The sequence below is a fragment of the Atopobium sp. oral taxon 199 str. F0494 genome (assembly GCF_000411555.1).
Lineage (GTDB): Bacteria > Actinomycetota > Coriobacteriia > Coriobacteriales > Atopobiaceae > Lancefieldella.
In genome coordinates this window covers 1,211,317-1,234,621 of the sequence record NZ_KE150486.1, presented here as the reverse complement: position 1 = coordinate 1,234,621, position 23,305 = coordinate 1,211,317, and the positions used below count along the sequence as shown (strand labels likewise).

The following is a 23,305-nucleotide window of genomic DNA, read 5'->3' as shown; positions in this document are numbered from 1 at the left end:
CACTCGTAGAGCCGCTTGCCTCTCTAGTGTACTCGCTGGCGAGAAGAAAAGGCACCTCAAACGCTCTTTGTTCGAGGTGCGTAACAATATGGTATCGATAGTCTTCGGTTTTAAGCGCGCGCTTGCTTACGCGGAGGGCTGAAGATCCGATTTCTGCACGCATACCAAAGCGGCGCGACCATACTGATCAGAATAGTTACAGGTTACAAGAGTCATAACGTGGTCTACCCGGTCAATAATCTCAGACGCGCCGGCTCGAGCGTTAACAGCTCGGCCCAATTTTTCCTTCAAATAGCTGCGGAATTCCTCCGGCGTCGAAAAATTAAACTGCCTGACGCTGTCATCATCGTCCGACGCATGATAGATAAACAGCGGCACTAGCTCATATTTTTTCTCGGGAGTTTCATACCAAATGGTATCCACGCTGTCAAAGACGCTCTTGTCGTTCATCTTGCCAATGTACTTGAACATCGAGCCGTTCTTCATATGATGGCCATACACGATAGTTTGCTGATCGACAAGGCCATGGGGGTCGTTTTCGTAATCCAGGAAAATCTGTCCTCCGACGGAATACTCGCCCTTTGCATTAGTGTGCAGATAGTGCTCGTTATCGGTTGTCTGATACACAGGATAATTCACCGGAGAGTTTGGAATTTGAATCCACCCGACAATCTGCGAATTAATGGCGCGCAGACCCTCCCAATCAATCCCTGGAGCCTCCGTGTCATTGTTCTCGGGAATTGTCGCATACTGAGCCAGCTCTTCGTTGATAACGTCTTGCTGGTGGTAGTCCCATTGCGACTTTGCAAAAAGGCATGCGGACGCGACAATGAGGAGAATGCCGATAAGCAACAGAAGGTTCGACACGATACGAGCAGAACGCTTCCCCTTCCGCTTGTTCTTGCCACCGTGGCTTTCATTTCCTCCTTTTGTGCCGCTCTTCTTCAGGTCATACGATAAAGGTTTCACGGCCGTGGAGGCTGAGCTGCGGGTGTCCGATGGAGTGGTATTTCCCGCAAAATGTCTGCCTCGTGTTTCTGTCATAAACTATCCTGCCTAACTTTCTTTCTGTATGCCGGTCCGCATCATCTGTATGCTGGCCGGCGCCATGAGATACCTTACGCGTCAGCCATTTCTTGCTTCAGCCTTATAATCTTCTCGCGATATTCCGGAAGCGAGGAGCCCAGAACTTGCACAGCATAGAGGGCCGCGTTTTTTGCCCCGTTAATAGCCACGCACGCTACGGGCACGCCCGACGGCATCTGCACCATCGAAAGCAGTGAGTCCATGCCGCCTAAATCGCTGGTCTTCATAGGAACTCCGATGATAGGAAGCGGAGTATACGCAGCTACGACACCCCCAAGATGCGCGGCTTTTCCCGCGGCGGCGATAATCACCTTGAGGCCCCGATCAGCTGCCGTTTTTGCCCATTCGTGAACTTTCTGTGGATTGCGATGCGCGGAGGCGACGACCAGCTCGTAGGGAACGCCCATGCGTTCGAGCTCCGCCGTGCAGCCTTCCATGACAGGAAGATCAGACTTAGAGCCCATAATAATCCCAACAACCGGCTGTTCCGCCATAGTTGCTCCTTCACTACTCCGGCCTGTATCAGCGCCATTGCTACCAGCATATCCTCACTAAGTATAAATTACTCAGCGAGAAGCACCTCCGTCACCTGACGAGAGTCACACAAGCACTATATTTTCTTCCTATTTTCGTTATCATGTTCTCTGGCGTTGGTCCATCAGTCCACGTGAAAGGAAATCCTATGAGTAACGCTAATCCTGTCTTGTTCAAACGTAGAGGCGCGTATATTCCGCGCATCGCCGCAGTTCATGATCTGTGCGGCTACGGAAAATGCTCACTTGGCGTAGCGATTCCGGTGCTTTCCGCAGCTGGCTGCGATGTATGCCCTGTTCCCACATCGCTCTTCTCGGCGCACACTCGCTTCCCTAAGTTTTACATGCACGACACCACCGATATGCTGGCTGACTACCTTGACGCGTGGGTGGATGAGGGTATCGAACTTGACGCCGTTTACTCCGGATTTTTAGGCGCTGCTGAGCAAGTTGCAAGCATTCAGCGCTTGTATCGCGAGCATCCAAAGGCGCTTCGTATCGTTGACCCGGTAATGGGTGACGGCGGCGTCATGTATCCAACCTACACGCAGGAACTCTGCGATGCTATGCGTGGCCTTGTTGACGGCGCTGACGTTTTGACGCCAAATCTTACCGAGGCAAGCATTCTCACCGGCATCGAATACGAAGGCCAGAACCTTACTGATGAGCAGGTCGGGCGCTATCTTGACGCGCTGCTTTCGATGGGCGCAAAGTCCGTGGTGCTCAAAGGCATTGTTCGCGGCGACGGCTTTATCCGCAATTACATCGCTGTTCGTGGCGAGAAGGGCACCGAGGTCACCGAAGTTGCCGATGAGCTACTGCCGTATATGCTGCACGGAACCGGTGATCTTTTCGCTTCGGCTCTCCTTGCTGCCCTTATGTGCGAGCGCGGTCTTGCAGACGCCTGCGCATTTGCCGGCGCGTTTGTTCGCGACGCCATGAAAGTCACACGCGAACAGCCAGACTTTGAGGTCCGCGGCGTTTCTTTTGAGTCCGTACTTGGAGAGATTACACAGCTCGTACAGTAGTTCTAAAAACTTAGTTTGAGCCGTTTGAGCTGTTCTTTGCTCCGACTCCTGAACCGTCACTGGCTCCCGATCCAGATCCGGAAGCGCCGGAATCACTGGTGGAGCCATTGGCGGTTCCGTCTGTCGTTTCTTTATTGCCGCCGCCACTGCTCTTTTCGGCACCGGTGCTATTGCTGTTGCTCTTTCCGGTACCGGAGCCGGAGCTATTGTTGCCGCCATTAACCAGGTTGTCCAGAACGCGCACCGGCGTATACGATGTGGCAATCTGGTCACGAAGCTGAGTCTGGGTATCTTCATCGGCGCCCGTAGTTACACAGGTAATGGTAACGCCCGCAGCGGACTGCGTCTTGGAATAGGTAAAGGTAAAGATGGGTGTAGCATCGCCACTTGGCTTCAAGAAGCCAAAGAGCTCCGATTTCTTGAGGTGTCCCTCGTCGCCGCGATGGGTGTTTACGTGATAGACAACCGTATTGATCTTGGGGTTCAACAGGCAGTTAAACGCGAAAGCCTGAGCTTGAACAGACGACGCCGACAGGCATTCCAATACATTGCCGGAGCTGGTATCTGTAACCGTCACCTCAACGCGCCCGGTGTTCTCATCAGCCTCCTGGACGGAAAAGTCTTCCGGAAACTGCGTGAAGCCGTCTCCCCATTCAACACCGCCGCGCAAAGCGGACGCTACGGTACGAACGGTAACCGACTCGGTCAGGTTTGCGGTGTTGGCTCGACGGATGAAGCCACAAGAAATCTGCATGAGTACAACGGCCGCAAGAAACACCAGCATAAAAATAACGGCGGTCTTCGTAATGACCTTCTCGACATTTGACCCTGAAGGATCGGTGCCACTCAGAGGGTCAATATCAACGGCTTCGGCGCCGCCTGCACGGCGAGCCCGTTCAACAGCGGCGCGCTCCTCGTTAGGATGGCCGGTTTCATCAACCTTGGTAAAGAGCTCCTCAGCGGCATCCGCGTCAAGTGCACCGCGCTGCCTGCGAGCAAACTCTTTTCTTTGGTCTGTAGCCATAATCCTCTTTCCGTCCACAACGAGATGATTATACGTTATTTCCGTCTTTATCTCGCGCGCACAACGCTACCTGCTTCAGCGCCCGCTCCAAACTGCATGCGATAGTATGTGGCGTACGTTCCTTCTTTGGCGAGAAGCTCCTCGTGGGTGCCGCGTTCAACCGCTCGACCTCCCTCAATGGTGATAATCTCATCAGCCCCCATGATGGTGGAAAGGCGGTGCGCGATAATGAGCGTTGTGCGGTTTTTTGCAAGCTCGGAAAGAGACTCCTGAACCGCACGCTCCGATTCGTTGTCCAGCGCCGATGTAGCCTCATCCAGAATAAGCAGCGGTGGATTCTTCAGAAAGACACGGGCGATGGAAATGCGCTGTTTTTGCCCGCCGGAAAGCCGTGTGCCGCGCTGCCCAACCTCCGTATCGTATCCGTCAGGCAAGCTTTCCGCAAACGCCGCGATATTGGCGCGCCTAGCAGCCGCTTCAATCTCTTCTCGCGTTGCTTCAGGGCAGCCATATGCGATGTTTTCCGCGATAGTCCCGTCAAAAAGATAGACGTCCTGCTGTACAAGGCCAATGGCATCGCGAAGCGAATGCTGAGTCACGTCGCGCACGTCCTGACCGTCAATGGTAATAGATCCTGACGTTACATCATAAAATCGCGGTAATAAAGAGCAGGTCGTTGACTTTCCGCCGCCGGAGGGGCCAACAAGGGCAACTGTTTTCCCTGGCTCGATGTGAAGATTCAGTCCTCTGATGACTTCATCGTCACCGTCATAAGAAAAGTGAACGTCCTCGTAGCTAATCTCGCCTGCGAAAACCGCAAGATCAGGGGCGTTCGGTTTATCTTCAACATCAGGGCGCGTGTCCACTATCTCCGTAAACCGCTGAAAGCCCGCCAGACCCTTTTGGAACGTTTCCGTAAAGTTCAGAATGTTTGAAATAGGGGTGGTAAAAAGAGACACATACAACGCGAAAGTAGCCAGGTCAACGGCGCGCATCTGTTCGTGCGCGATCATCCAGCCGCCGAACACCACAATGGTGGTATTGAGTATGCCCATCATCGAATCGATAGCACCGTGATAGCGACCCATAGCAAAGTACATCCGCGCTTTGGAATCCAGATAGGCGTCATTGCTTTTGCGAAACTTAGCCCGCTCATGGTCTTCGGCGGCAAAGCCCTTAACCACGCGAATGCCCGCCAGCGAATCCTCAAGCTGAGTATTGACGTTTGAAATGCGGACGCGATTCTCGCAAAAAATAGCTCTCATGTGCACATTGGCGAAGAAATTAAAGACTACCAGCGCCACAGCGATAGCGACCATAACGAGGGTAAGCGGCACATTGATAAAGGAAAGGATAACGAATGAGCCCGCAATCTCCATAACACCGATTACAAGGTACTCAGGACCGTGATGCGCCGTCTCAGAAATGTCAAAAAGATCGGACACCAAACGACTCATCAAATCGCCCGTCTTATGGCGGTCGTAATACGAAAAACTCATGCGCTCATAGGCGTCAAACAGGTCTTCTCGCATATGGCTTTCCATGCGAGCCCCCATGATGTGCCCCCAGCTAATAACAAAGACGCGGCAGAAGAAATGCAGGGCATACATACCAATCAGCCCGACAGCCACCAGCGCGAGAGATCCTACAATAGCGTCTTTGTCTTCCGTGAACAGACCTCCCGCAAGCTGCCGTAAAATCTGCGGAAAAGCAAGCTCGGTACCTGCAATTACAAGCGCGCAGACCATGTCCATAAAGAACAGATGACGCTGACCCATATAGTACGAAAGAAAGCGCAAAAAGATATTCTTATGCAGCGCGACTTGTGTTTTGGATCGTCTGTTTTTCTCGCCATCGCTGTTTTGCTGGCGAGAAGTACTGTCTGTCATGAGTAATCCTGTCTGATATACGAGGCTGCCGCGCTACCGAGTACCGCGACAGCCAGACTGCTCTATGTGAGAATTGCCGAAGACCACTTCAAAGCCTGTAGCCTACGAAGCCTGCAATCTGCGCGAGATAGAGTCACACAAAAGCGCTCCTACCACGGTTTTCGCATCTTCAATGCGCCCATCAAGCACCGCATCAATGAGCTCAGAGACTTCCACCAAATCAACGTTTATGAACTCATCGGCATCGGGGTCGGAGCCGACAAACGTGAGACCTGTCGCCATGTAAATATGAATTATCTCGTCAGTAAACCCATCCGAAGTGGCAATGCTCGTCAAAAACGCCATTTTTTCCGCCTGCATACCGGTCTCTTCCAGAAGCTCTCGATGAGCGCAGTCAAGAGGATCCTCGCCGGGGTCCAACTTTCCCGCAGGCAGCTCAATCGTAACGCGGTCAATTGCCGTCCGGTACTGACGAACCAAACAAATACGGCCCTCGTCGGTAAGAGCCACAACCGCCACGGCTCCGGGATGGCGTACGACATCGCGCAGCGCTACGCGACCGTCCGGCAACTCAACACGCAAGCGGTTGACATTAAAGATTCGACCGGTCCATGCAACGTCTTCGGAAATCGGCTTTTCTGCAAGAGCCGCGTCGCGCGGATCATCATTACCAAAGACCAGCTCACGTTCTACAGGCATCCCCGACATATGCGGAGCAGCGCCCGCAACGGTCTTTCGGTCGCCGTCATAGGTGAGCAATTCGGCCGCGGCTCGCAAATCGGAGACGGCTCCGCTAATTGCGCTCTTATCCTCTGCGGAAAGAACGGCCTGCGCGGAAGCATCGTTCTTATCGGCATCAGGTTCAACAATCTCTGGCTCACACTCAAGGTGAGCGTCCTGCTCGTCCTTGATCTCGGGCTGCTCGCCCTTGTGTTCAAGCGAGTCCTTCTCGGCCTCAAACGGCTCTTTCTTGGTTAAAAACTCTGCGTTCTTTTTTTCAGTCATCAATGCGCCTTACGTGGTTCAAGTGCCTTACGTCCAATATCGGTGCGATATTGCTTACCGTCAAAGTTGATCCGATCAACGGCCTCATATGCCAAACTGCGCGCGCTCTCAAAGTCAGGAGCCAGAGCTGTAACGTTAAGCACTCGGCCTCCGGCGGTCACAAGACGGCCATCGGGTGTGCGAGCGGTGCCGGCATGGTTTACAAAAATACCCGGCTCCTGTTCCGCAGACTCAATGCCGTCAATCTCCTTGCCTGCTTCATACGAACCCGGATACCCCGCGCTTGCCAGCACCACGGAAACCGCGACCATATCGGACCAGGATATCTCCTGCTCATCCAGGGTACTCTCATCACAGGCGAGCATAATTTCAATGAGATCCCCTTGGAGCCGCGGCAAAATGGCCTGCGTCTCGGGATCTCCAAAACGCGCGTTGAATTCCAGAACTTTGGGCCCTTCGTCAGTCAGCATAAAGCCACCGTACAAGCAGCCTGAATAGGTGATTCCCTCCGCCTTAAGCTCCGTGATTACTCGCTTCTCAATGGCAACCATGGCTGCGAGTTCATCGCCCGTAACATGCGGACTGGGAGAAAAAACGCCCATGCCGCCGGTATTGGGCCCACGGTCACCATCAAAGGCACGCTTATGATCCTGCGCTGTCGCAAGCGGTACAAGCGTTGTGCCATCAGTAAGCGCAAGCAACGAGCATTCAGGTCCCTCAAGGAATTCTTCGATTACCACTGTAGTGCCCGCGGCGCCAAACTGGCCGGAAAAACACTCGTGTACGCCTTTAAGAGCTTCTTCGGTCGTAGTCGCGACGATAACGCCTTTACCGGCCGCCAGGCCGTCAGCCTTGACGACTATCGGAGCGCCCACCTCGCGCACATAGGCCTCACAGGAAGCTTCATCGGTAAACGACTTCCAAGCTGCTGTGGGAACACCCGCGCGCTGCATAACGCCCTTGGCAAACGCTTTCGATCCCTCCATCTGAGCGGCTGCTTTGCTGGGTCCAAAACAGGGAATGCCCGCCGCGCGTACGACATCGGCAACACCTTCTACAAGCGGCGCCTCCGGGCCGATAACCACAAGACCCAGGTTCTTCTCGCGAGCAAATGCCGCCACTTCCTCGGGATTGTTTTGGTCTATCGGCGCGGTTTCCGCTAGCACGGCCATGCCCCCATTGCCGGGCGCGACGTAGAACTTTCCCGCATGCGGCGACTCACGCAGCTTGGTCAAAAGCGCATATTCACGGCCACCGGCTCCTAAGAGCAAAACGTCGGTTGTATCCACGGCCAGCTCCTCCGCTTTGTCATACAGATTTTTAGGAACAAACGCGACGCCCACCGAAGTTGTCCCGATATGCGGAGAAAATTCCTTTGAAGCCGGTCGGCGCGCGAGCAGCGCAGCCTCATATTCATTGGTATCCAAAGGCTTTTCCAGCGCAAGTCTGGCCCGATGGTCACCTGAAGAAATGATGACGTAGACAAGCGGCCCCTCAACCACATACGCCGCGCTCAGCGATCGAGAAATGCGCGCGGTAAGATCGGAAATGTCGTGACTGTGGGCAATCTCTTTCAATAAACCGTTTGCCAACAGATAGAGATACATCTCCGATGAAATGCGACGGCGCACATGCTCAAACTGCTGGCGAAAGGAAAATCGGTGAGGACGATGCTGATGGCGCACAAGTTTCTCGCCGTTCATGGAGATAAAAAGCGTGCTGGCCGCTTCGCTGAGCTCACGCCCATACGCCGCAGCCGCCTTCAGGTTTGCTCCAGCCGCGCGCGCAGCGCTCAGTCGTTCCAAAATGATGCCCTGCGCTGCAGGTGCGTTTCCGGTATCGAGAAGCACGATCTTCTCGCCAGGAACATCATGCGCTTCGCGCTGATTTGCAACACCATCGCCGACAATATTTCCCCGGGCATCCTCCGCTGTCTTATAGGAAAGCGCCAGCTCTGAGCTCACATGAACGGACAGAATACCTGTATATTCTTCACTCAGCAGCTGACGATAGAACGCCGCGACTTCTTCAGCACGAGCGTTCAGCCTGTTAGGAATCAAGAGAATCTCTAATGCCTCAAGATCTTCGCGTTCAAATCCGCAAGGGTTGTCGGCTACGAGAGCAAACGTCCGGCAACCAGCGCAGTGCGCAGCGCGTACCACGTCTTACCTCCAGTAGCGGTCGATGGTCTGTTCACGTTCGGGTCCAACGGTAATGATGGAAACACGCACGCCGGCGAGCTGCTCGAGGAAATCGATATAATCCTTAGCCTCGCGGGGGAGCTGATAGAAGTTGCGCGTTTCGGAAATATCGCATTCCCAGCCCGGCAGCGTTTCGTAGACGGGTTTTGCGTGGTAGAAGACACTCTGATGCTCAGGTACTGTCTTATAAACTTTACCGTCACACTCGTAAGCTACGCACACCTTAATTTCAGGCAGGCATCCCAAAACATCCAGCTTAGTAATGGCGAGGTCGGTTAGGCCATTGACTCGCGCGGCGTAGTTGACCACCACCGCGTCATACCAGCCGCACCGACGCTTGCGACCCGTAGTAACTCCATATTCATGCCCTACCTCACCCAAACGGTCGCCCGTTTCGTCAAAAAGCTCCGTGGGGAACGGTCCTGAACCCACGCGGGTAAGATAGGCTTTTGCGATGCCCAATACGCGATCGATATTGGTGGGACCTACGCCAGAACCGGTAACGGCACCTCCTGCCGTGCAGTTTGAAGATGTCACGAACGGATAGGTGCCGTGATCAATATCGAGCATGGTAGCCTGAGCGCCTTCAAAAAGAATATTCTTGCCTGCCTCAAGCTGCTCATTCAAAAAGATTGAGGACTCCACGATATAGGGACACAGACGGTCAGCATAGGGAAGGTAGGTCTCACAGATTTGGTCAACGGTATAGGTTGGCATGCCATAAACCAGCTTAAGGATAGGATTGGTATACTCAAGCGCCGCCTCAAGCTTTTTGCGGAAGATCTTCTCGTCAAGCATATCCTGCATGCGCAGGCCGGTGCGATTCATCTTGTCCATATAGGTTGGCCCAACGCCTCGCTTGGTGGTGCCGATAAGATTCTTGCCGAGCTTCTTCTCGTGCGCGCCATCAAGATCCTTATGGTAGGGCATAACAATATGCGCGTTGCCGGAAATCTTCAGCGCCTCACAAGAAATGCCCTGACTTTCAAGCATGTCGATTTCGCCGAGAAGTATCTCCGGGTCAACGATGCACCCGTTACCAATGACGGGATAGGTATTGTCGTACATAACGCCGGAGGGAACTTGGTGAAGCGCCAGCTTAGTGTCTCCGGCAATAACCGTATGCCCCGCGTTAGCGCCGCCCGCATATCGGCAGACTACGTCGAAATCTCCGGAAATAAGGTCGGTAACTTTACCCTTGCCTTCATCGCCCCACTGGGTTCCCACAAGAACAGAAGCTGACATACGTTCTCCCTATCGCACTCTATGGCGGCTCATACGCAATCACATGGGATTGCTCATTTAGTATAGAGGTTCTTGGCGTTCTTAAATCTCCAAAAGTTTCCTAGCTGTCATTCTCTGTCCGAAAAAGTTCATAAAAGTCACAAGTCCGGTATAAGTTCGGTATTTAGGATGTACCTATGCTTAAAGAATATCTTTTCAGGCTAGTCTTTATTTGAATACAATCTTCTGCTTGAGCCATGTAGCAAATTCTACTTGTGAAACTTCCCCTTTAGCTATCCCTTGTATCTCATCATACATTTCGTTGTCACTACACTTAATATCATCAAATCCCTTAAGCCACCGCGAGAACATAGTTGATGGTATTTGCTGTGCCGTTCTCTTGTTGCCGTCTGAAAATGCGTGGTCTTTTGCGATAAATACGGTAAGGGCTGCTGCTTGTTCAATAAGAAACGCTTCCAGTTCTTCTTGACGGAGTTCGATTGCTTTTTGACTAATGCCTATCAGCTATCGGCAAGCATGTCGAGAACATTTGCCCACCGCTTAGAGGACTTACTCATAGCGTCCGCAAAGGTTCCTTCAAGCTTCGGAAGTTCGCTACCATCAGAAGACTGTCTGATATCGGAATCATCAACACGTATGTGACGTTGACCGGGAATATATTTCTTTTCCCATACCCCACCCTTGCGATGACTAAATTCCATGATATCCATAGCTGTCATGAAACCATATTTGCCCCATACGTCCTCTGCGACAAGAAGAGCCTCTTGTGGAACCTCATCTAACGGCAAGAACTTAATCTGCCCACTGCCATAATGAGCAAACTCTTTATAGACGCTAGGCACGACTGGGCCGAAAGCCCACACTTCAATATCGTCATCAAAAAGCTTTTTTCCAGCCTGAAGAGCGTTCGCGTAGGCAAAGTACACGAGTTTATTGATTTTCATATTTGTAAGGTAACTGTCGCGCACATGAATTTTCCCGCGCCGTCAGGGCGTCAGCGTCATCATACCCTTCGATTACCTCTACAAACTTGGTAGAAGATCCCACGAACGTGAGAGAAATATCCGCAAGCGACCCTGAGCGGTTCTTCGCGATAATGAGATTAGTGATGCCCATGTCGGGACGGTCATTACGAGAGGCTTCGTCCTCGTTCATCGAACGGTCTAGCAATATAACGATGTCCGCGTCCTGCTCGATAGCGCCCGATTCGCGTAAATCGGACAGCTGCGGGCGCTTGCCGGTGCGATTCTCCAGCGTACGGTTAAGCTGAGAAAGCGCAATAACAGGCACTTTAAGATCTTTTGCCATAATCTTGATACCGCGTGACATCTCAGATACCTCAGTAGCGCGGTTATCCACCCGCCTTTGATTTGCGGGAGGAGAAAGCAGCTGCAGATAATCAATGACAATAATGCCCTTTGGTTTGTTGTGGAGCATGCGGCGAGCCTTGGCGCGAATTTCGGTAACTGTTATGCCGGGCGTATCGTCAATCATAATGTCAAGATTGGAAATAGCCGCGGAAGCCGCCGCGAGACGAGGCCAATCGTCAGGCGCTATCTTCGCGGAGCGAATTGACGTAAGGGAGACACGCGATGAAGACGCTAAGAGGCGCTGAGCGATTTCCATCTTGCTCATCTCAAGCGAGAAGAATGCCACATTCGCGCCGGTCGCAGCAGCCTGCACAGCAAGATTGAGCGCAAACGATGTCTTACCGACACCGGGGCGGGCACCGACAACAACCATCTGTCCCGGACGCAAGCCTAGGAGCACGGCATCAACAGAAGGAAAACCGGTCTGAACGCCAAGCTCCACTTTTGATTTGTTTGCGTTGTCCGAAAGTTCTTGATAGAGATTGTTCATGACAGCGCTGATAGGCTGCTCACTTTCTGAGACATCTGAGTTAGTTACGTCAAAAATAAGCTTTTGAGCCGCATCGACAACTTCTTTGGTGTCTTCAGGAGCATCATAGGCAAGCGCCGATATCTGCGCTGAAGCGGAAATCATTTTGCGGAGTGTCTTGTCGCGGTGGAGCATCTCTGCATGATACTGCCAGCCCACACGAGCAAGCGGATCTCCGCCAAGTTCCGCGATGCGCTCAGGTCCTCCCGCTTTCTCAAGTTCGCCTTTACTTTTAAGCGTGTCAGATACCGAAAGAGGGTCAACGGCGTTGTTATGATTAAACAGAAAGCTGATGGCGTTAAAGATACAGCGATTAGAGGGTGTATAGAAGTCTTCTTCCGTAAGACGGATGAGACATTCCGCGCGAGCTTCTTCATCGTTCATCATCGCTGAAAGGACAGACATTTCCGCCTCAGGATCCTGAGGCATAGCCACCTTCTCAAGCGCATTCAGTCGCGTTGGATTAATCTCATCTACAATTTCAGACATTCTGGTTCCATTTCTTTCAGTCTTGGAAAGAGAATACTAGCGCATTTTTCCTCAAAAAGGCCCTCTTTTTTTGCCGGCGGTATGTCAGAAAAAGTATTCAACAGTTTTTTTCACAACATAGTATCAGTGATATGGACTTCAGCTAGTTTTCAACATTTTCAACATTTTGTCGACTTTTTGGTAAACGGTAAAACTCCACAATTTGCCGCCTGGTAATGTTATGCAGAGTCCACTGCAATTTTGCAGGACTTTGCTCCACTTTATACATGGTTTTACAAAACAGCAGATAAAACATGGTATAAATTACCAAGCCTTCTTTAAGTTACGAAAATACCCCGCTGCAAACAATTACAGCAGGGGCATTTTCTGGTGTTTCAAAACCTTGGCATGAGACTTATTTTTTTCTTCCAACTGGCATTTTTGTAGAAAACCCCAGTTGTCAAAAGAACATTCGCGACGATCAAAAAATCGCGTGAAAAAAGTTATTCTGTGGTCTCTGCCTTCTCAGTCTCCGTCTCAGGAACAACTTCTTCGGACTCCACAGCGACACTTTCGTTCACCGCAACGGCAGGCTCAACCTCTTCCGCGGCCTCTTCAGGGCCAACCTGAACAGAAACCGTAGCCTCAACCTCACGGTAAAGGTCAACAATCACCTTGTGGCGACCGGCGGTCTTGATAGCGGCGCTATGCACAATGCGCTTACGATCAATTTCAACGCCAAGCTGATCTTTGATGGCATCGGCAATCTGCGCGGGAGTGACAGAACCAAACAGCTGTCCCTCCTCGCCAATCTTGGCGTCAACGGTAACGAGCTTGCCGTCAAGGGCGGCCTTTGTAGCCTCCGCATCCGCAAGACGCTCGGCTTCACGCTTGGCGATATTGTGGCGACGCTCCTCAAGCTGTTTAATGTTGCCTGGGGTAGCGGGCTGGGCAATCTTTTGAGGGAACAGGAAGTTCTCTGCATAGCCCTGGGCAACCTCTACGATGTCGCCCTCTCCGCCCTTACCACGAAGCTCGCCCAAGAGAATTACTTTCATGGGAACTCCTTCGGTCAGTCAGCCGAAGCCGACTGATTTTTTGTTTGTGCGGTCTTCTCGCCGCCAGGCCTCTTCCCACGCGAAAGGCGCCGGAAGTTCGCCCAGATATCGGCTAGACCGACAAAAGTTACTATACCAACCTGAATTTCGAGAAACGCCGCGAATATAAATAAAGCCATCGTCAGCACGGGTGATACGCCATGGCGCCGCAAGAACCATACGACCACAGCGACGCCCTGAACAACTAAGGCGAACCGTATTGCCGTCAGTACGTTAACAGACGCCTGAAACGCCTCGTCTCCGTAATACGGAAGCGTTGGACTTGCCGCATATACCGCAAGCGTCAAAATGCCCAACGCCACAAGCCATAGAGGCACATCGTACTCCGCAAGCTGCGGCAAAAGCGTACGGTTTCCTCCAAGGCCGCGATAAGCACCTCGTGCACCAATACGCGCGACAACATAGTATGCCAGCGCAACCAAGGTAAAGCTTGTGGGCCAAAAGAGCTTCATTAGGCCTTTGAGATACGCAAAACCAACTGAACCGTTCAGGGACACATTGGCATACTGCGACCGGTAAAATTCAAACGCTTCGTCAACGCTGGCGGAAAGTGTCGTCCCGTCTAAGGTAGCGAGCAGGGCATATCCCCCCAGAATGAGGAGGGCTCCTGCGGCAATAATCACCAAATTTATGCTAGTTGTCGATAGACCACGCGAGACAGAAACACCAACGCATACCGCGATAAAGCCGGCGCAAAACGCGCTTGTCAACGCGGCAAAGCCTCCAGAAAGATATCCTATCCCGCCAACCGCAAGAAGCGCCAACAATGAAGCGCCCAGTGCTTCTCGCCAACCTCTCTTATAGCAGGTAACAACCATGCCATAGCTTACGAGGGCTGCGCCGACAAAGGTAAGATATGAGCAGACCAACGCTCCTAAAGCCACTAGTAAGAGCCCCTGCTCAAACGAAGGCTGCTCATGAGCCGCCGAGCGCTTCGCGTCATAAGACCCAAAGCGTTTCTCTGAACCTTGCGCATCACGAGAACCCTGGGTATGAGTTCCCTGTGTACCGCGCGGAACAGGAGGTAGGCCCGTATTATCTCGCTTGCCTTTCATACGTTATCGCATCGTTTCTCAACCACGACTATCCGCGATTACGACCACCGCGGCTTGAAACAACCGCAACGGTGTAAGGCAGAAGAGCCATCTCACGAGCGCGCTTGATAGCAAGCGCAATGTCGTGTTGATGCTGCGTGCAGGTGCCAGTGACGCGACGAGGTTTGATTTTACCGCGGTCGGTCATGTACTTGCGAAGAAGCTGAGTATCCTTATAGTCAATATACTCAGTATCCTCCTTGCAGAACTGGCAATACTTGCGACGCGGCTGACGCTGAAAATCTTGTTTCTGCTGAGCCATGTCATATACCTTTCTGTGGCAACCGAATTTCAGCTGCCGTATTCATTAAAACGGAATGTCCTCGTCGTAGACATCAGCTGCTGGCGCGGCAGGTGCCTGCGGAGCGGGGGCGGCAGCCTGTGGAGCGGGCGCCGCGTATGTGGGCGCCGATGGCTGCTGTACGGGAGCGGGAGCAGCGCTTGCCTGCTGCTGATTCCTGGAAAGGAACTCAACTTCGTCCACAACAACCTCAAGTTTGCTGCGACGCTGTCCCTCTTTCGTCTCCCAAGTGCTGTAACGAAGCTTGCCTTCAATGGCAACCTTCGAACCCTTGGAGAGGAAGCGGGAAAGCGCATCGGCACGCTGGCCAAACACCACGCAATCAATAAAGTTGGGAACATCTTCCCACTCGCCGGTCTGTACATTTCTGCGACGATCGTTAACGGCAACCCCGAATGAAAGAATCTGGGTGCCGCCCGCTGTTGAGCGAAGCTCAGGGTCGCGAGTCAGATTGCCCGAAATATTCACTCTGTTAATGCTCATACTCTCACTGCCTCTCATCGTGGAAACGCTCTCTGCGTTCCACCTTCCATTAGGACTTAGTCCTTGTCGACACGGCGCACGATCATGTGGCGCTTTACGGCGTCATTGATGCGCAAAACTCGATCGAGCTCTGCAATCTGCGTTGGATCTGCATGGAAGTTGATAAGGGTGTAATCACCCTCGGTAAGTTTGTCGATTTCAAAAGCAAGCTTGCGCTTACCCCAGTCCTCGACGTTGTCGACTACGCCTCCATCGGTGGTAATGGCAACGTCAATACGCTTCATAACACCGGCGCGAATCTCCTCGGAAGAGGACGGATCGACAAAATACAACAGTTCATAGGCCTTCATATGGTCACCTCCTCTGGGCTAATGGCTTCGGAAAGTGAAGGTGCGTCCGAAGCAGGAAAGGTTCGACCAAGCATCATACCACATACCTGCGCCTCTGTCCGCATCACCTCGAATTCTCCTTTTCTCTCTTTCCAGACAAATCCGGCACTTCAAGCCTACCGTACGGTTCTGACTGCAATCTGTCCGCATTCTGACGAGGCGCACCACAACTTTCAACAATCCGCTGGCGAGAAGGCCTTCCGTTCCATATCACCGCTTATATAAGAAAACGGCCATCACACAATCTGCATGATGGCCGTTCAAAGGCATTTGTTCTCAATGCCTAGATCAAACAACGTTCGTCAACTACTGTTGTGTTGGCGCGAACGGATCGGTATTTGTTCCCTGCTCACCAGCGGATTCTTTAGCGGGCTTCTCGGACACCTGTCCTGACTGTCCAAACGGGACAACCTCTACGTCAGTTTCGGTTGTTGGAGCTGCCGGCGCTGCCACGTCAGTTGCCGGAGCCGCTGGTTCTGTGGTTTGATCAGGCACAGACTGCGCTGGGGCGGGCTGCGTCGAAGCAGGCTGTACGGGAGTAACAGGCTGAGCGACTGGCTCTTTTTCGGCAGCCGTAGCCTGCCGCGCTTCTTCAGCAATCGCTTCATCGCGAGGATCATACAGATACGGCGGCAAAGGATCGCTGCTTTTACCCCAGGAGGGAAGATTAAACTGGCGCATCCACAAAGCAAACGCCGCACTGATTACTAAATTCAGCACAACAGAAATAGCAGCAATAAGAATAGCGTTCACCAAGAAAGAAGGAATCGTCGCCATCAGCGCGGCATTGAGCATACGATAGTAAGCGCTTAACGTCATACGGCCGCCAAAGACAAATCCTTCATTCAGCAGGGCGGAAAAGTACGCGATAAACGTACCTCCCATAAACATCGATCCAAGGGATCCGACAATAAACTCTCCAACTATGCTGAGTGCATAAATCCGGCATAAACCAGGAAATCCATGCTTAAACATCTGAACGACAGCCCTGACGTTAAAGCCCGCGCTCAATTTCTGATAAATGGTAGCGCGGAGCTGAGCAACAATCACAAAGTAGCTCAACAAAATGCCTGCAATAACAAAAAACGGGAACAGGATGCCGTTAAGCACTGGAATAAAGAGAGCCGCTATACCCAAAAGGCCAAATGCGAGACAATATACAAGCCCCACAACAAACATACGCCAACCGCTTGAGATTGACTGACCAACACTTGTCTTGTTATCTGTAATGCTGATGTTGTTACCCCATGCAACCGTGCGCATCCATTCGGCAATATACCCTGATACGCCAAGCGGTCCCACAACAGGAACAAGGCACGCAAGAGTCAGCAGCAGCGCGGTTTTCCACCAACCCTTATTCTTCGTTGTAAGGGTCCAGGCGCGGGCAAAATAGCGATCCCGACGGAAGCCCTCAAGTTCCTGAGCAGATACCATCATCATTTCTCCTTTCGGAATACACCAAAAATTGTGTTCATGAAAAGGCTAGCATTTCTGTAAAAAATAGACAAATCAACTCATAGACACGCAGTAACTTTCCAGTTAAATCGGTATATACAAGAAAAGTAAAATGGCGGAGGAGGAGGGATTCGAAGCCGTAAAAATAGAATATATGTTCTATCCTATTTCTACTGTTACAGTATTAAAAATGAGCTTTTCCGACCGTTTTTTAATCCCTCTTTTGTCCCACACTCAAACGATCAAACTCCTCTTGAATGTCATCAACCTTATATCGCACGTAACGGCTTACGGTCGTTGATATCTGGGTATGTCCGAGCATGCGCGACACCTTTACGATATCCATGCCTGCATTCACACAAGCAGTCGCAAAGCTATGGCGCATATTGAGTATACTGACTTTTTCAAGATCATGCTTCTGAAGATACTCTGTCCATCGCTCGGCACATTTATTTGGACTCGCTCTATATCCATATTTGTTGATAACGACCGCACCTGTTGGCTCTCCCCTGCTCTCATAGAGGTCCTTCAGATACTCTGTCGCCACGTAGCGCAACGGTATGTATCTATCGCTTTTAGCGGTCTTTGGCGCCATGAGCTTGTAGCCACTGCCCTCCATAACATAGGTCTGCTTGACATGGACCACCCGATGATCTAGGTCAATGTCCTCCCAATCAAGACCGAATATTTCACCTTTACGAAGCCCTAGGCTTAGGCCAAGTACGCAGACTGTCTTAAAGAGTTGGTTGTCTATTTTCTCAATGAACTCATCGTGTTGTTCGAAACTTGTGAGCCACGTACCGTTGTGGTCCTCAGGACGGATGGCACGCTCCGGAAAGTCATACGTAAGCGCGGCCACGTTCTGTTTGACATAACCGTACTTCATAGCCATATTGAGGATTTGGCGCAACACATCACGGGATACCTTAGCCATGTTCCTGGTATCGCAAGAGTCAAGAAGTGCCTGTATATCTCTCTGCTTGATATCTTCGAGGTACTTATGACTAAAAGCCGGCAGAAGCCGCTTTTTAATCTCTAATTTATAACGTCTTACTGTGTTGTATCTCAGGTGCTTTTCTTTGTCCGGAAGATAGTATTGAATCACAAAGTCATCAAAGCGCATGTGATCTCTGATAACAGCATCGGTTCGCGCCATCTCTGCCCACATGTGTTCAAGCGCTCGGGCTTCCCTCATGGTTGGAACCGTCTTAGTATTCCTAAGACGCTTGCCGTGAAGATCGCGCCCCATATCGACGCGAACACGATATTTACCAGTAGAAGTCTTCTCTATCATTTATGCTAAGAACACTTTCTATTCTAAAAGTATACGAGTGTTACCCTCTGTTCACATTCTGGCAGACACAGAGGGTATCTTAATGTGTACAGAGAAACATAATGAATAAGGTAACAATCTTATGCAGCAAGCTCGCCTATGTAGGCGTTCTCATTGATACCCCACTGAATAGGCTTCATCCCATAGGCAGAACAGGCACTTATAACTGACTGTTCAATCTTTCCGTTTTTCCCGTTACGTGAATTGAGAAAGATATACCCAGTGGAACCCTTTCGGCTACTCTCAACATCTTTCCAACCAAAAAGAGCATTACAGACATTAGTCTCAGTAGGATTATTGACGGTCTTTATAAGCTTCAACTCATTTATCTTTGCACCAGCAATTGCATAATCAAACTTGTAATAAAGTCCAGATCTACCTACATATGAAGGTCCTGCAATAGGCTTAATATTATGCTCATACATCCACATCCCAACATCCTCGAAAAAGAGAGAACGCACGGAATCTTTGTTTAGAAAGAACAGATCGTCAACAGAAATCATAGCCTGTAGCATCATATTCATCTTGATTGAAATATCATCATCGCTGGCAGATATGAATAGTTCATTAGCATCTGTCTTGCTAACCCCAAAACCAGCAAGCACCTGATCAAGCTTTGCGCTTCTTGTCTCAGATGAAAGCGTTAGTCCCGAAAGCTCAAGATCTGAAATCGTCTCTCCTAAATCAGTGAGCGAATATCCACCATTTGGTGACTCACCAATTAAGATGGACATGCAGTCGTTATTACGATCAAGCATAGGGGTAATGATGCGTACAGCATTTCCCTGCTGTACAGCGAACATATTTGAAATAACCCACTTGGAGTAGTTATCAATAATTTTGTTGGCCTGCTCAACTAGCATCTTACACCCCCAAAGAATAGTTCATATATAGTTTATTACTAACCGTATCGACTTTTAGTAGCGACTGGAAAAGAGACTGAATTGAATTACTCCCATCACTAGATACTATAATATCCTGTTGACTAATCGGGACAGCAAACTTCGTTCCATATTCAGGAACATCCAGGTGAATATGGTTTCCTCTTATAAGAGTTCCATCAGGATTTCGGTGTACCAAAAGAGCTTCGTTATCCGCAATATCAATTCTGATCATTTGGCGAGATGCAGCTCGCGCTTGTGCTTTCGATTTTCTATCACCTTGTATGCCCACCAAAACTGACGAAGTCCTCTTTGACTCAGAAATATCAAGAAAGAACTTAATCTCACGGTCTACACTAGACTGAAGCTCAATATTCATTCCCGTTCCCGGTTGTGGCCAGTAAATAGGACCTGTAATTTTTATAGGATCTTTTGGCATTTTGAGAAGAGATTGTGTTTCTAAAGTTAAATCAAAAAATGAATAAAATTTATTTGACATTACAGTCCCTTCAAAATCCTTACCTAAAAAGCCTTTTCAGCAGATCGCCCAAGCTGAACGTAGTACGCCGATAGATACGGTTATAGATCGACTTACGAGGATCCTTGACAAGTCCTGCCCCTTTCTTTCCATATCCAGGGATGAAGGCTTTCTTAATCCGTCGTTTGAGTTTCCCTGTTGTACGAGCCTTTATAGAGCGTTTGATGCTCGGCTTACGTATACCAAACTTCATGGTTTATCCTGCGCTTGCCCTTAGTTGGCATTCCATACATAGCCGCAATTCTGGCACACACACTTACTCATGGTCTTCTGCTTAATCGTCTTACGGCGGAAGAACAGCTTAGCGATAAGAGCGGGAACAGTAAGCCATATCCACTTCACAGGCAGCCACCACCAGCCTATAAAAATCCACCATAGAATATTGTGGTGATGGTTAACGAGTTGTACTTCCTGTACGATCTGAACTACAACATTCTCAGAACCGCATTTTTTACATTGCATAGTATTTCCCAGCTCCTACACTTCTTCGTTGGAAACTTTTTTCTTTACAACCGTCTTTTTCTCTTCTTTTTTCATCTTTTGAATAGCTTTTCGATTGTCATCAGTGATCTTTTCAGGTAGGAATAGACGCATAAGAAGAGCTTCGGCTATCTCAGAGTTTTTGAGGTTTTGGCCTGTGGTGTTCTTTATGGCAATTCTCAATTTGTTCATAACTTCAGGAGAAAGAATGTGATCAGCAAGGTTCTCGCCGGAAAGGGCGATGCGTCTCTGGTAGTAATCTTCGATCTCGTCTTTGCGATGGGCTTCTTCGGAGAGGAGGTAAAGTAGGTCAGTCTTCTGTGCTGGCAGCATTGTCTTGTCTGATATGGTCACTCTGAATACGAGCTTGGTAACCGGAACTTTGCCCTCTAAGGTTGTGCGGTAAACCTGCCAGTCATCGCCATTGGTAAGGATAATCCAGTCGATACCTTCATCAACAGCATACTGACGAGCTTGATTGAGGTGGGTTTCTTTAAGCTTGAGTCCAATCTGCTTCACTTCAACTACGAAGACTTCTTCATCTGAGGTCTTAACAACATAATCCGCAAACCGAGAGCCAATCATTTGCTCCGCTGTAACGTTATCAAACCTATCCCAACCAAGGTATTCACACAAAATATCAGAAACGATTTTTCGCGTATCAGCTTCTTTGAAGTCTTCTGTACGTCCTTTCTCAACAATGTTGGTCATGCGCCTAAGACCTTTTTTAATACGCTCTTTAGCCCTCTCCTGATATACAGCCATTACAAATCCCCAATCTATTCCATTTCCCTAGCTGCCTGAAACCAAACGACAGCTCCGGCAAACTTTACTTCATGATCTTCCGGATTGCTTACTACGATATCCTCAAATCCCTCTACATACGTGTCAGGAGAAAGTACAAGCGTATTGGCACCACGATAAAACCTTCTCATGACATAGTCAGCACCATCAATAGACACGACGGCGATAGAGCCGTTCTGCGGCACTACATCCGGGTCTACGAGAACATAGCAGCCCTCAGGATATACATTGCCCATGCACATACCTTCTACTTCCAAAAAGTATGCATTTGGTCGATGCTTCATTACTTCATAGGGAGCAGATATCTGCTCATCAAGTATGACAGGCTCTTGAGCGTCTCCGGCATGCACTCTCCCAAGTAGCGGTGCGTAAGCAATTCTTGAGGGCGTGGGAGTGATAGCCGATGCAGGACGAGAAGAGCTTGTATCGCCATCAATAAGGCTGCCTTTAGTAACGTGAAAGTAATTTGCAATCCGCTCGATTGCGCCCATACGAGGAACTGCTCTCTCATTTTCCCACTGAGAGACAGCTATCGCTGACACCCCAGCAATCTCTCCAAGTTCTTCTTGCGTCATGTCGTGTTCAAGACGTAGCTTTTTAATTGCCTGAGCAACGTTCATGGCACTCCTATCTGAAACTAAATGCTTTTCTATATTTTATGAAAAAGTTTCTTTACATTCACTATATGTTTAATTAGACTACCTATAAGTAGAAGTTAGGAGGTTTGACACCTTGGAACTTATTGAAGCACGAAAAGCAGCAAGTTACACACAAGCCCAAGCTGCTGAAAGATTAGGCATTTCAAGACCAACATATAGGCATATGGAAGCTTTCCCAGATAGTGTTTCTGTAGAAGATGCAAAACGTATAGCAAAGCTTTTCAGCGTTTCCGTTGAGGAAATTTTTTTCAGTGATAACGATAGTTAAACTTTAAGTTTCTCATCCTCCCTGTGTGCACTCGATGACGTAGATCTAGCCTCCTTTGTCTGCCGTCACTTCTCGCCAACAGTGCGCCCCCGAGTGCTCACAGCACACGTACTTTGACAATTACAGACCAGACGTAACGGCGCAAACCGGGGGATCCGGCAGCGTCCTTTGTCTGCGTGTTGACAGCTCCCAAGGGGAACTGCCGGCGCAGCTGCCACTGTGAGCACGACTGAGGGCGTGCAGGTGTTACGCGGTCACCAATAACCGCGGTTGAATGAATACTAATGTCGCCAAAAGGAGATTACTATGACGACTAGGGAAACAAAAGCAACGGCAAGCGATGCCAGTGAGATCCAACGTGATACGACAGCTGATTTTCCAGCATCGCAAACATATTCACGAAATGCATCGTTTTGTTCATGTAAAACAGTTGCTTGCTCACGAAGCGTGGATAGCAGCTCATCTATGTGTAGCCGTTCCTCCAAGGGTCCAAGCCTAACAACATCTGGCATGTTTTGTTCGGGTATGTCAAAGCTATCTAAAGCAGAGAAGTGTACGTCCGGAACGTCAAACTTCGGAACATTGAGCGGCTTGAACGACTTCAGAATGTTTGTTAAGTCTGGCAAATTATCCACGTTCCACTACTTTCAGATAGCTGTTTTTATCGGCTCGATTATCTCACTTATTTTTGCTATTTTTTGCTTTTTGTTCGGTACAAACGATCAGACTCTGATTTCACTCTGTATTTCTCTTTTTTTGATTGTTATTTCAATTGGAAGTTATGCAACAGCGTAACTAAACCAACGCTAGAAACAAAAAGTTGCCCTTACACAGCTGCCACTATGTAAGGGCTTGTCCGAAAGGTTGTCCCCTATGGACCCTGTAATTATACCAGCTGAACAGAAAAAGCCGGCAGTAACGCCAGTGAGTGTCTCTCACGTATTTCTCACGGTTCCTGAAGTCGCGCGTCTTTTGGGCGTGCATCCGGAGCGTATACGTGAGTGGACGAAGCGCGAAATAAATCCTCTTCCGGCGCTTCACCTTCCTGGAGTAAGAAATGACCGCTATCACCGAGATGCAGTCCTTGCGTGGGCTGCATCCCTCAAGCCTTTTAACGTTTAGGA

The 23,305-nt window shown here is 50.0% G+C and carries 25 protein-coding genes; 3 read left to right on the top strand and 22 right to left on the bottom strand.

Annotated features, from left to right (window positions below; translation table 11 throughout):
• Positions 1-126: 126 nt before the first annotated feature.
• Both srtB and purE read right to left on the bottom strand, forming a co-directional pair.
• Positions 127-1,044: a class B sortase gene (gene srtB, locus HMPREF1527_RS05615; RefSeq protein ID WP_016477738.1), complete on the bottom strand. Its 918-nt coding sequence runs from the start codon at positions 1,042-1,044 to the stop codon at positions 127-129.
• Positions 1,045-1,118: 74 nt separating this feature from the next.
• Positions 1,119-1,580: a 5-(carboxyamino)imidazole ribonucleotide mutase gene (gene purE / locus HMPREF1527_RS05610; protein WP_016477737.1), complete on the bottom strand. Its 462-nt coding sequence runs from the start codon at positions 1,578-1,580 to the stop codon at positions 1,119-1,121.
• Positions 1,581-1,768: 188 nt separating this feature from the next.
• Between purE and HMPREF1527_RS05605 the strand changes: the two genes are divergently transcribed.
• Positions 1,769-2,647: a PfkB family carbohydrate kinase gene (locus HMPREF1527_RS05605; protein WP_016477736.1), complete on the top strand. Its 879-nt coding sequence runs from the start codon at positions 1,769-1,771 to the stop codon at positions 2,645-2,647.
• A 10-nt stretch (positions 2,648-2,657) separates the two neighbouring features.
• Here the strand turns inward: HMPREF1527_RS05605 and HMPREF1527_RS05600 are convergent, their stop codons facing one another.
• From HMPREF1527_RS05600 to HMPREF1527_RS05505, 19 genes are all read right to left on the bottom strand, one after another.
• Positions 2,658-3,671: a hypothetical protein gene (locus HMPREF1527_RS05600; RefSeq protein WP_016477735.1), complete on the bottom strand. Its 1,014-nt coding sequence runs from the start codon at positions 3,669-3,671 to the stop codon at positions 2,658-2,660.
• 47 nt (positions 3,672-3,718) lie between these two features.
• Positions 3,719-5,560, bottom strand: a complete 1,842-nt coding sequence (locus HMPREF1527_RS05595) for an ABC transporter ATP-binding protein (protein WP_016477734.1) — start codon at positions 5,558-5,560, stop codon at positions 3,719-3,721.
• A 102-nt stretch (positions 5,561-5,662) separates the two neighbouring features.
• Positions 5,663-6,565 (bottom strand): NUDIX domain-containing protein, encoded by a 903-nt coding sequence (locus HMPREF1527_RS05590; protein WP_016477733.1) that lies wholly within the window; start codon positions 6,563-6,565, stop codon positions 5,663-5,665.
• The gene (purD, locus tag HMPREF1527_RS08030; protein WP_016477732.1) at positions 6,565-8,727 is read right to left on the bottom strand and encodes a phosphoribosylamine--glycine ligase; all 2,163 of its coding nucleotides are present in this window, start codon (positions 8,725-8,727) and stop codon (positions 6,565-6,567) included. The genes HMPREF1527_RS05590 and purD overlap by 1 nt, the downstream gene beginning before the upstream one ends.
• Positions 8,728-8,730: 3 nt before the next feature.
• Positions 8,731-10,011, bottom strand: coding sequence for an adenylosuccinate synthase (locus tag HMPREF1527_RS05580; protein ID WP_016477731.1), 1,281 nt, complete (start codon positions 10,009-10,011; stop codon positions 8,731-8,733).
• Positions 10,012-10,218: 207 nt separating this feature from the next.
• A complete protein-coding gene (locus HMPREF1527_RS08025) occupies positions 10,219-10,455 on the bottom strand; it encodes a type II toxin-antitoxin system death-on-curing family toxin (RefSeq protein WP_369745366.1) in 237 nt (78 codons plus the stop codon).
• A 56-nt stretch (positions 10,456-10,511) separates the two neighbouring features.
• On the bottom strand, positions 10,512-10,979 hold the full coding sequence (locus HMPREF1527_RS05575; protein ID WP_016477730.1) for a Panacea domain-containing protein: 468 nt from the start codon (positions 10,977-10,979) through the stop codon (positions 10,512-10,514).
• Positions 10,942-12,399, bottom strand: coding sequence for a replicative DNA helicase (gene dnaB / locus HMPREF1527_RS05570; protein ID WP_016477729.1), 1,458 nt, complete (start codon positions 12,397-12,399; stop codon positions 10,942-10,944). Before dnaB ends, HMPREF1527_RS05575 begins: the two co-directional genes overlap by 38 nt.
• A gap of 482 nt (positions 12,400-12,881) precedes the next feature.
• The gene (gene rplI / locus HMPREF1527_RS05565) at positions 12,882-13,436 is read right to left on the bottom strand and encodes a 50S ribosomal protein L9 (RefSeq protein WP_016477728.1); all 555 of its coding nucleotides are present in this window, start codon (positions 13,434-13,436) and stop codon (positions 12,882-12,884) included.
• 14 nt (positions 13,437-13,450) lie between these two features.
• Positions 13,451-14,551 carry a DUF2232 domain-containing protein gene (locus HMPREF1527_RS05560; protein ID WP_016477727.1) on the bottom strand — a complete coding sequence of 367 codons (1,101 nt, stop codon included), beginning with the start codon at positions 14,549-14,551 and terminating at the stop codon, positions 13,451-13,453.
• Between the two features lie 28 nt (positions 14,552-14,579).
• Positions 14,580-14,852 carry a 30S ribosomal protein S18 gene (rpsR, locus tag HMPREF1527_RS05555; protein ID WP_016477726.1) on the bottom strand — a complete coding sequence of 91 codons (273 nt, stop codon included), beginning with the start codon at positions 14,850-14,852 and terminating at the stop codon, positions 14,580-14,582.
• A gap of 45 nt (positions 14,853-14,897) precedes the next feature.
• Positions 14,898-15,374: a single-stranded DNA-binding protein gene (locus tag HMPREF1527_RS05550; protein WP_016477725.1), complete on the bottom strand. Its 477-nt coding sequence runs from the start codon at positions 15,372-15,374 to the stop codon at positions 14,898-14,900.
• A 56-nt stretch (positions 15,375-15,430) separates the two neighbouring features.
• Positions 15,431-15,724, bottom strand: a complete 294-nt coding sequence (gene rpsF, locus HMPREF1527_RS05545) for a 30S ribosomal protein S6 (protein WP_016477724.1) — start codon at positions 15,722-15,724, stop codon at positions 15,431-15,433.
• Positions 15,725-16,069: 345 nt separating this feature from the next.
• Positions 16,070-17,200, bottom strand: coding sequence for a DUF4013 domain-containing protein (locus tag HMPREF1527_RS05540; protein WP_156825459.1), 1,131 nt, complete (start codon positions 17,198-17,200; stop codon positions 16,070-16,072).
• A 229-nt stretch (positions 17,201-17,429) separates the two neighbouring features.
• Complete coding sequence (locus HMPREF1527_RS05535) at positions 17,430-18,512, bottom strand: site-specific integrase (RefSeq protein ID WP_016477721.1); 1,083 nt, start codon at positions 18,510-18,512, stop codon at positions 17,430-17,432.
• A gap of 119 nt (positions 18,513-18,631) precedes the next feature.
• On the bottom strand, positions 18,632-19,414 hold the full coding sequence (locus tag HMPREF1527_RS05530; RefSeq protein WP_016477720.1) for a DUF1828 domain-containing protein: 783 nt from the start codon (positions 19,412-19,414) through the stop codon (positions 18,632-18,634).
• A 1-nt stretch (position 19,415) separates the two neighbouring features.
• Entirely contained in the window at positions 19,416-19,931 is a 516-nt protein-coding gene (locus HMPREF1527_RS05525; protein WP_016477719.1) for a hypothetical protein, read from the bottom strand.
• 516 nt (positions 19,932-20,447) lie between these two features.
• The gene (locus HMPREF1527_RS05510; protein WP_016477716.1) at positions 20,448-21,215 is read right to left on the bottom strand and encodes a type I restriction enzyme HsdR N-terminal domain-containing protein; all 768 of its coding nucleotides are present in this window, start codon (positions 21,213-21,215) and stop codon (positions 20,448-20,450) included.
• 14 nt (positions 21,216-21,229) lie between these two features.
• On the bottom strand, positions 21,230-21,874 hold the full coding sequence (locus HMPREF1527_RS05505; RefSeq protein WP_016477715.1) for a LexA family transcriptional regulator: 645 nt from the start codon (positions 21,872-21,874) through the stop codon (positions 21,230-21,232).
• A gap of 112 nt (positions 21,875-21,986) precedes the next feature.
• Here HMPREF1527_RS05505 and HMPREF1527_RS07655 point away from each other — a divergent pair, with 112 nt between their 5' ends.
• Complete coding sequence (locus HMPREF1527_RS07655; RefSeq protein ID WP_084594825.1) at positions 21,987-22,181, top strand: helix-turn-helix transcriptional regulator; 195 nt, start codon at positions 21,987-21,989, stop codon at positions 22,179-22,181.
• Between the two features lie 281 nt (positions 22,182-22,462).
• On the opposite strand, the gene HMPREF1527_RS07795 is transcribed toward HMPREF1527_RS07655, so the two are convergent.
• Positions 22,463-22,816 (bottom strand): hypothetical protein, encoded by a 354-nt coding sequence (locus tag HMPREF1527_RS07795; RefSeq protein ID WP_156825458.1) that lies wholly within the window; start codon positions 22,814-22,816, stop codon positions 22,463-22,465.
• A 238-nt stretch (positions 22,817-23,054) separates the two neighbouring features.
• Here HMPREF1527_RS07795 and HMPREF1527_RS05495 point away from each other — a divergent pair, with 238 nt between their 5' ends.
• Positions 23,055-23,303 carry a helix-turn-helix domain-containing protein gene (locus tag HMPREF1527_RS05495; protein ID WP_016477713.1) on the top strand — a complete coding sequence of 83 codons (249 nt, stop codon included), beginning with the start codon at positions 23,055-23,057 and terminating at the stop codon, positions 23,301-23,303.
• Positions 23,304-23,305 lie beyond the last annotated feature (2 nt).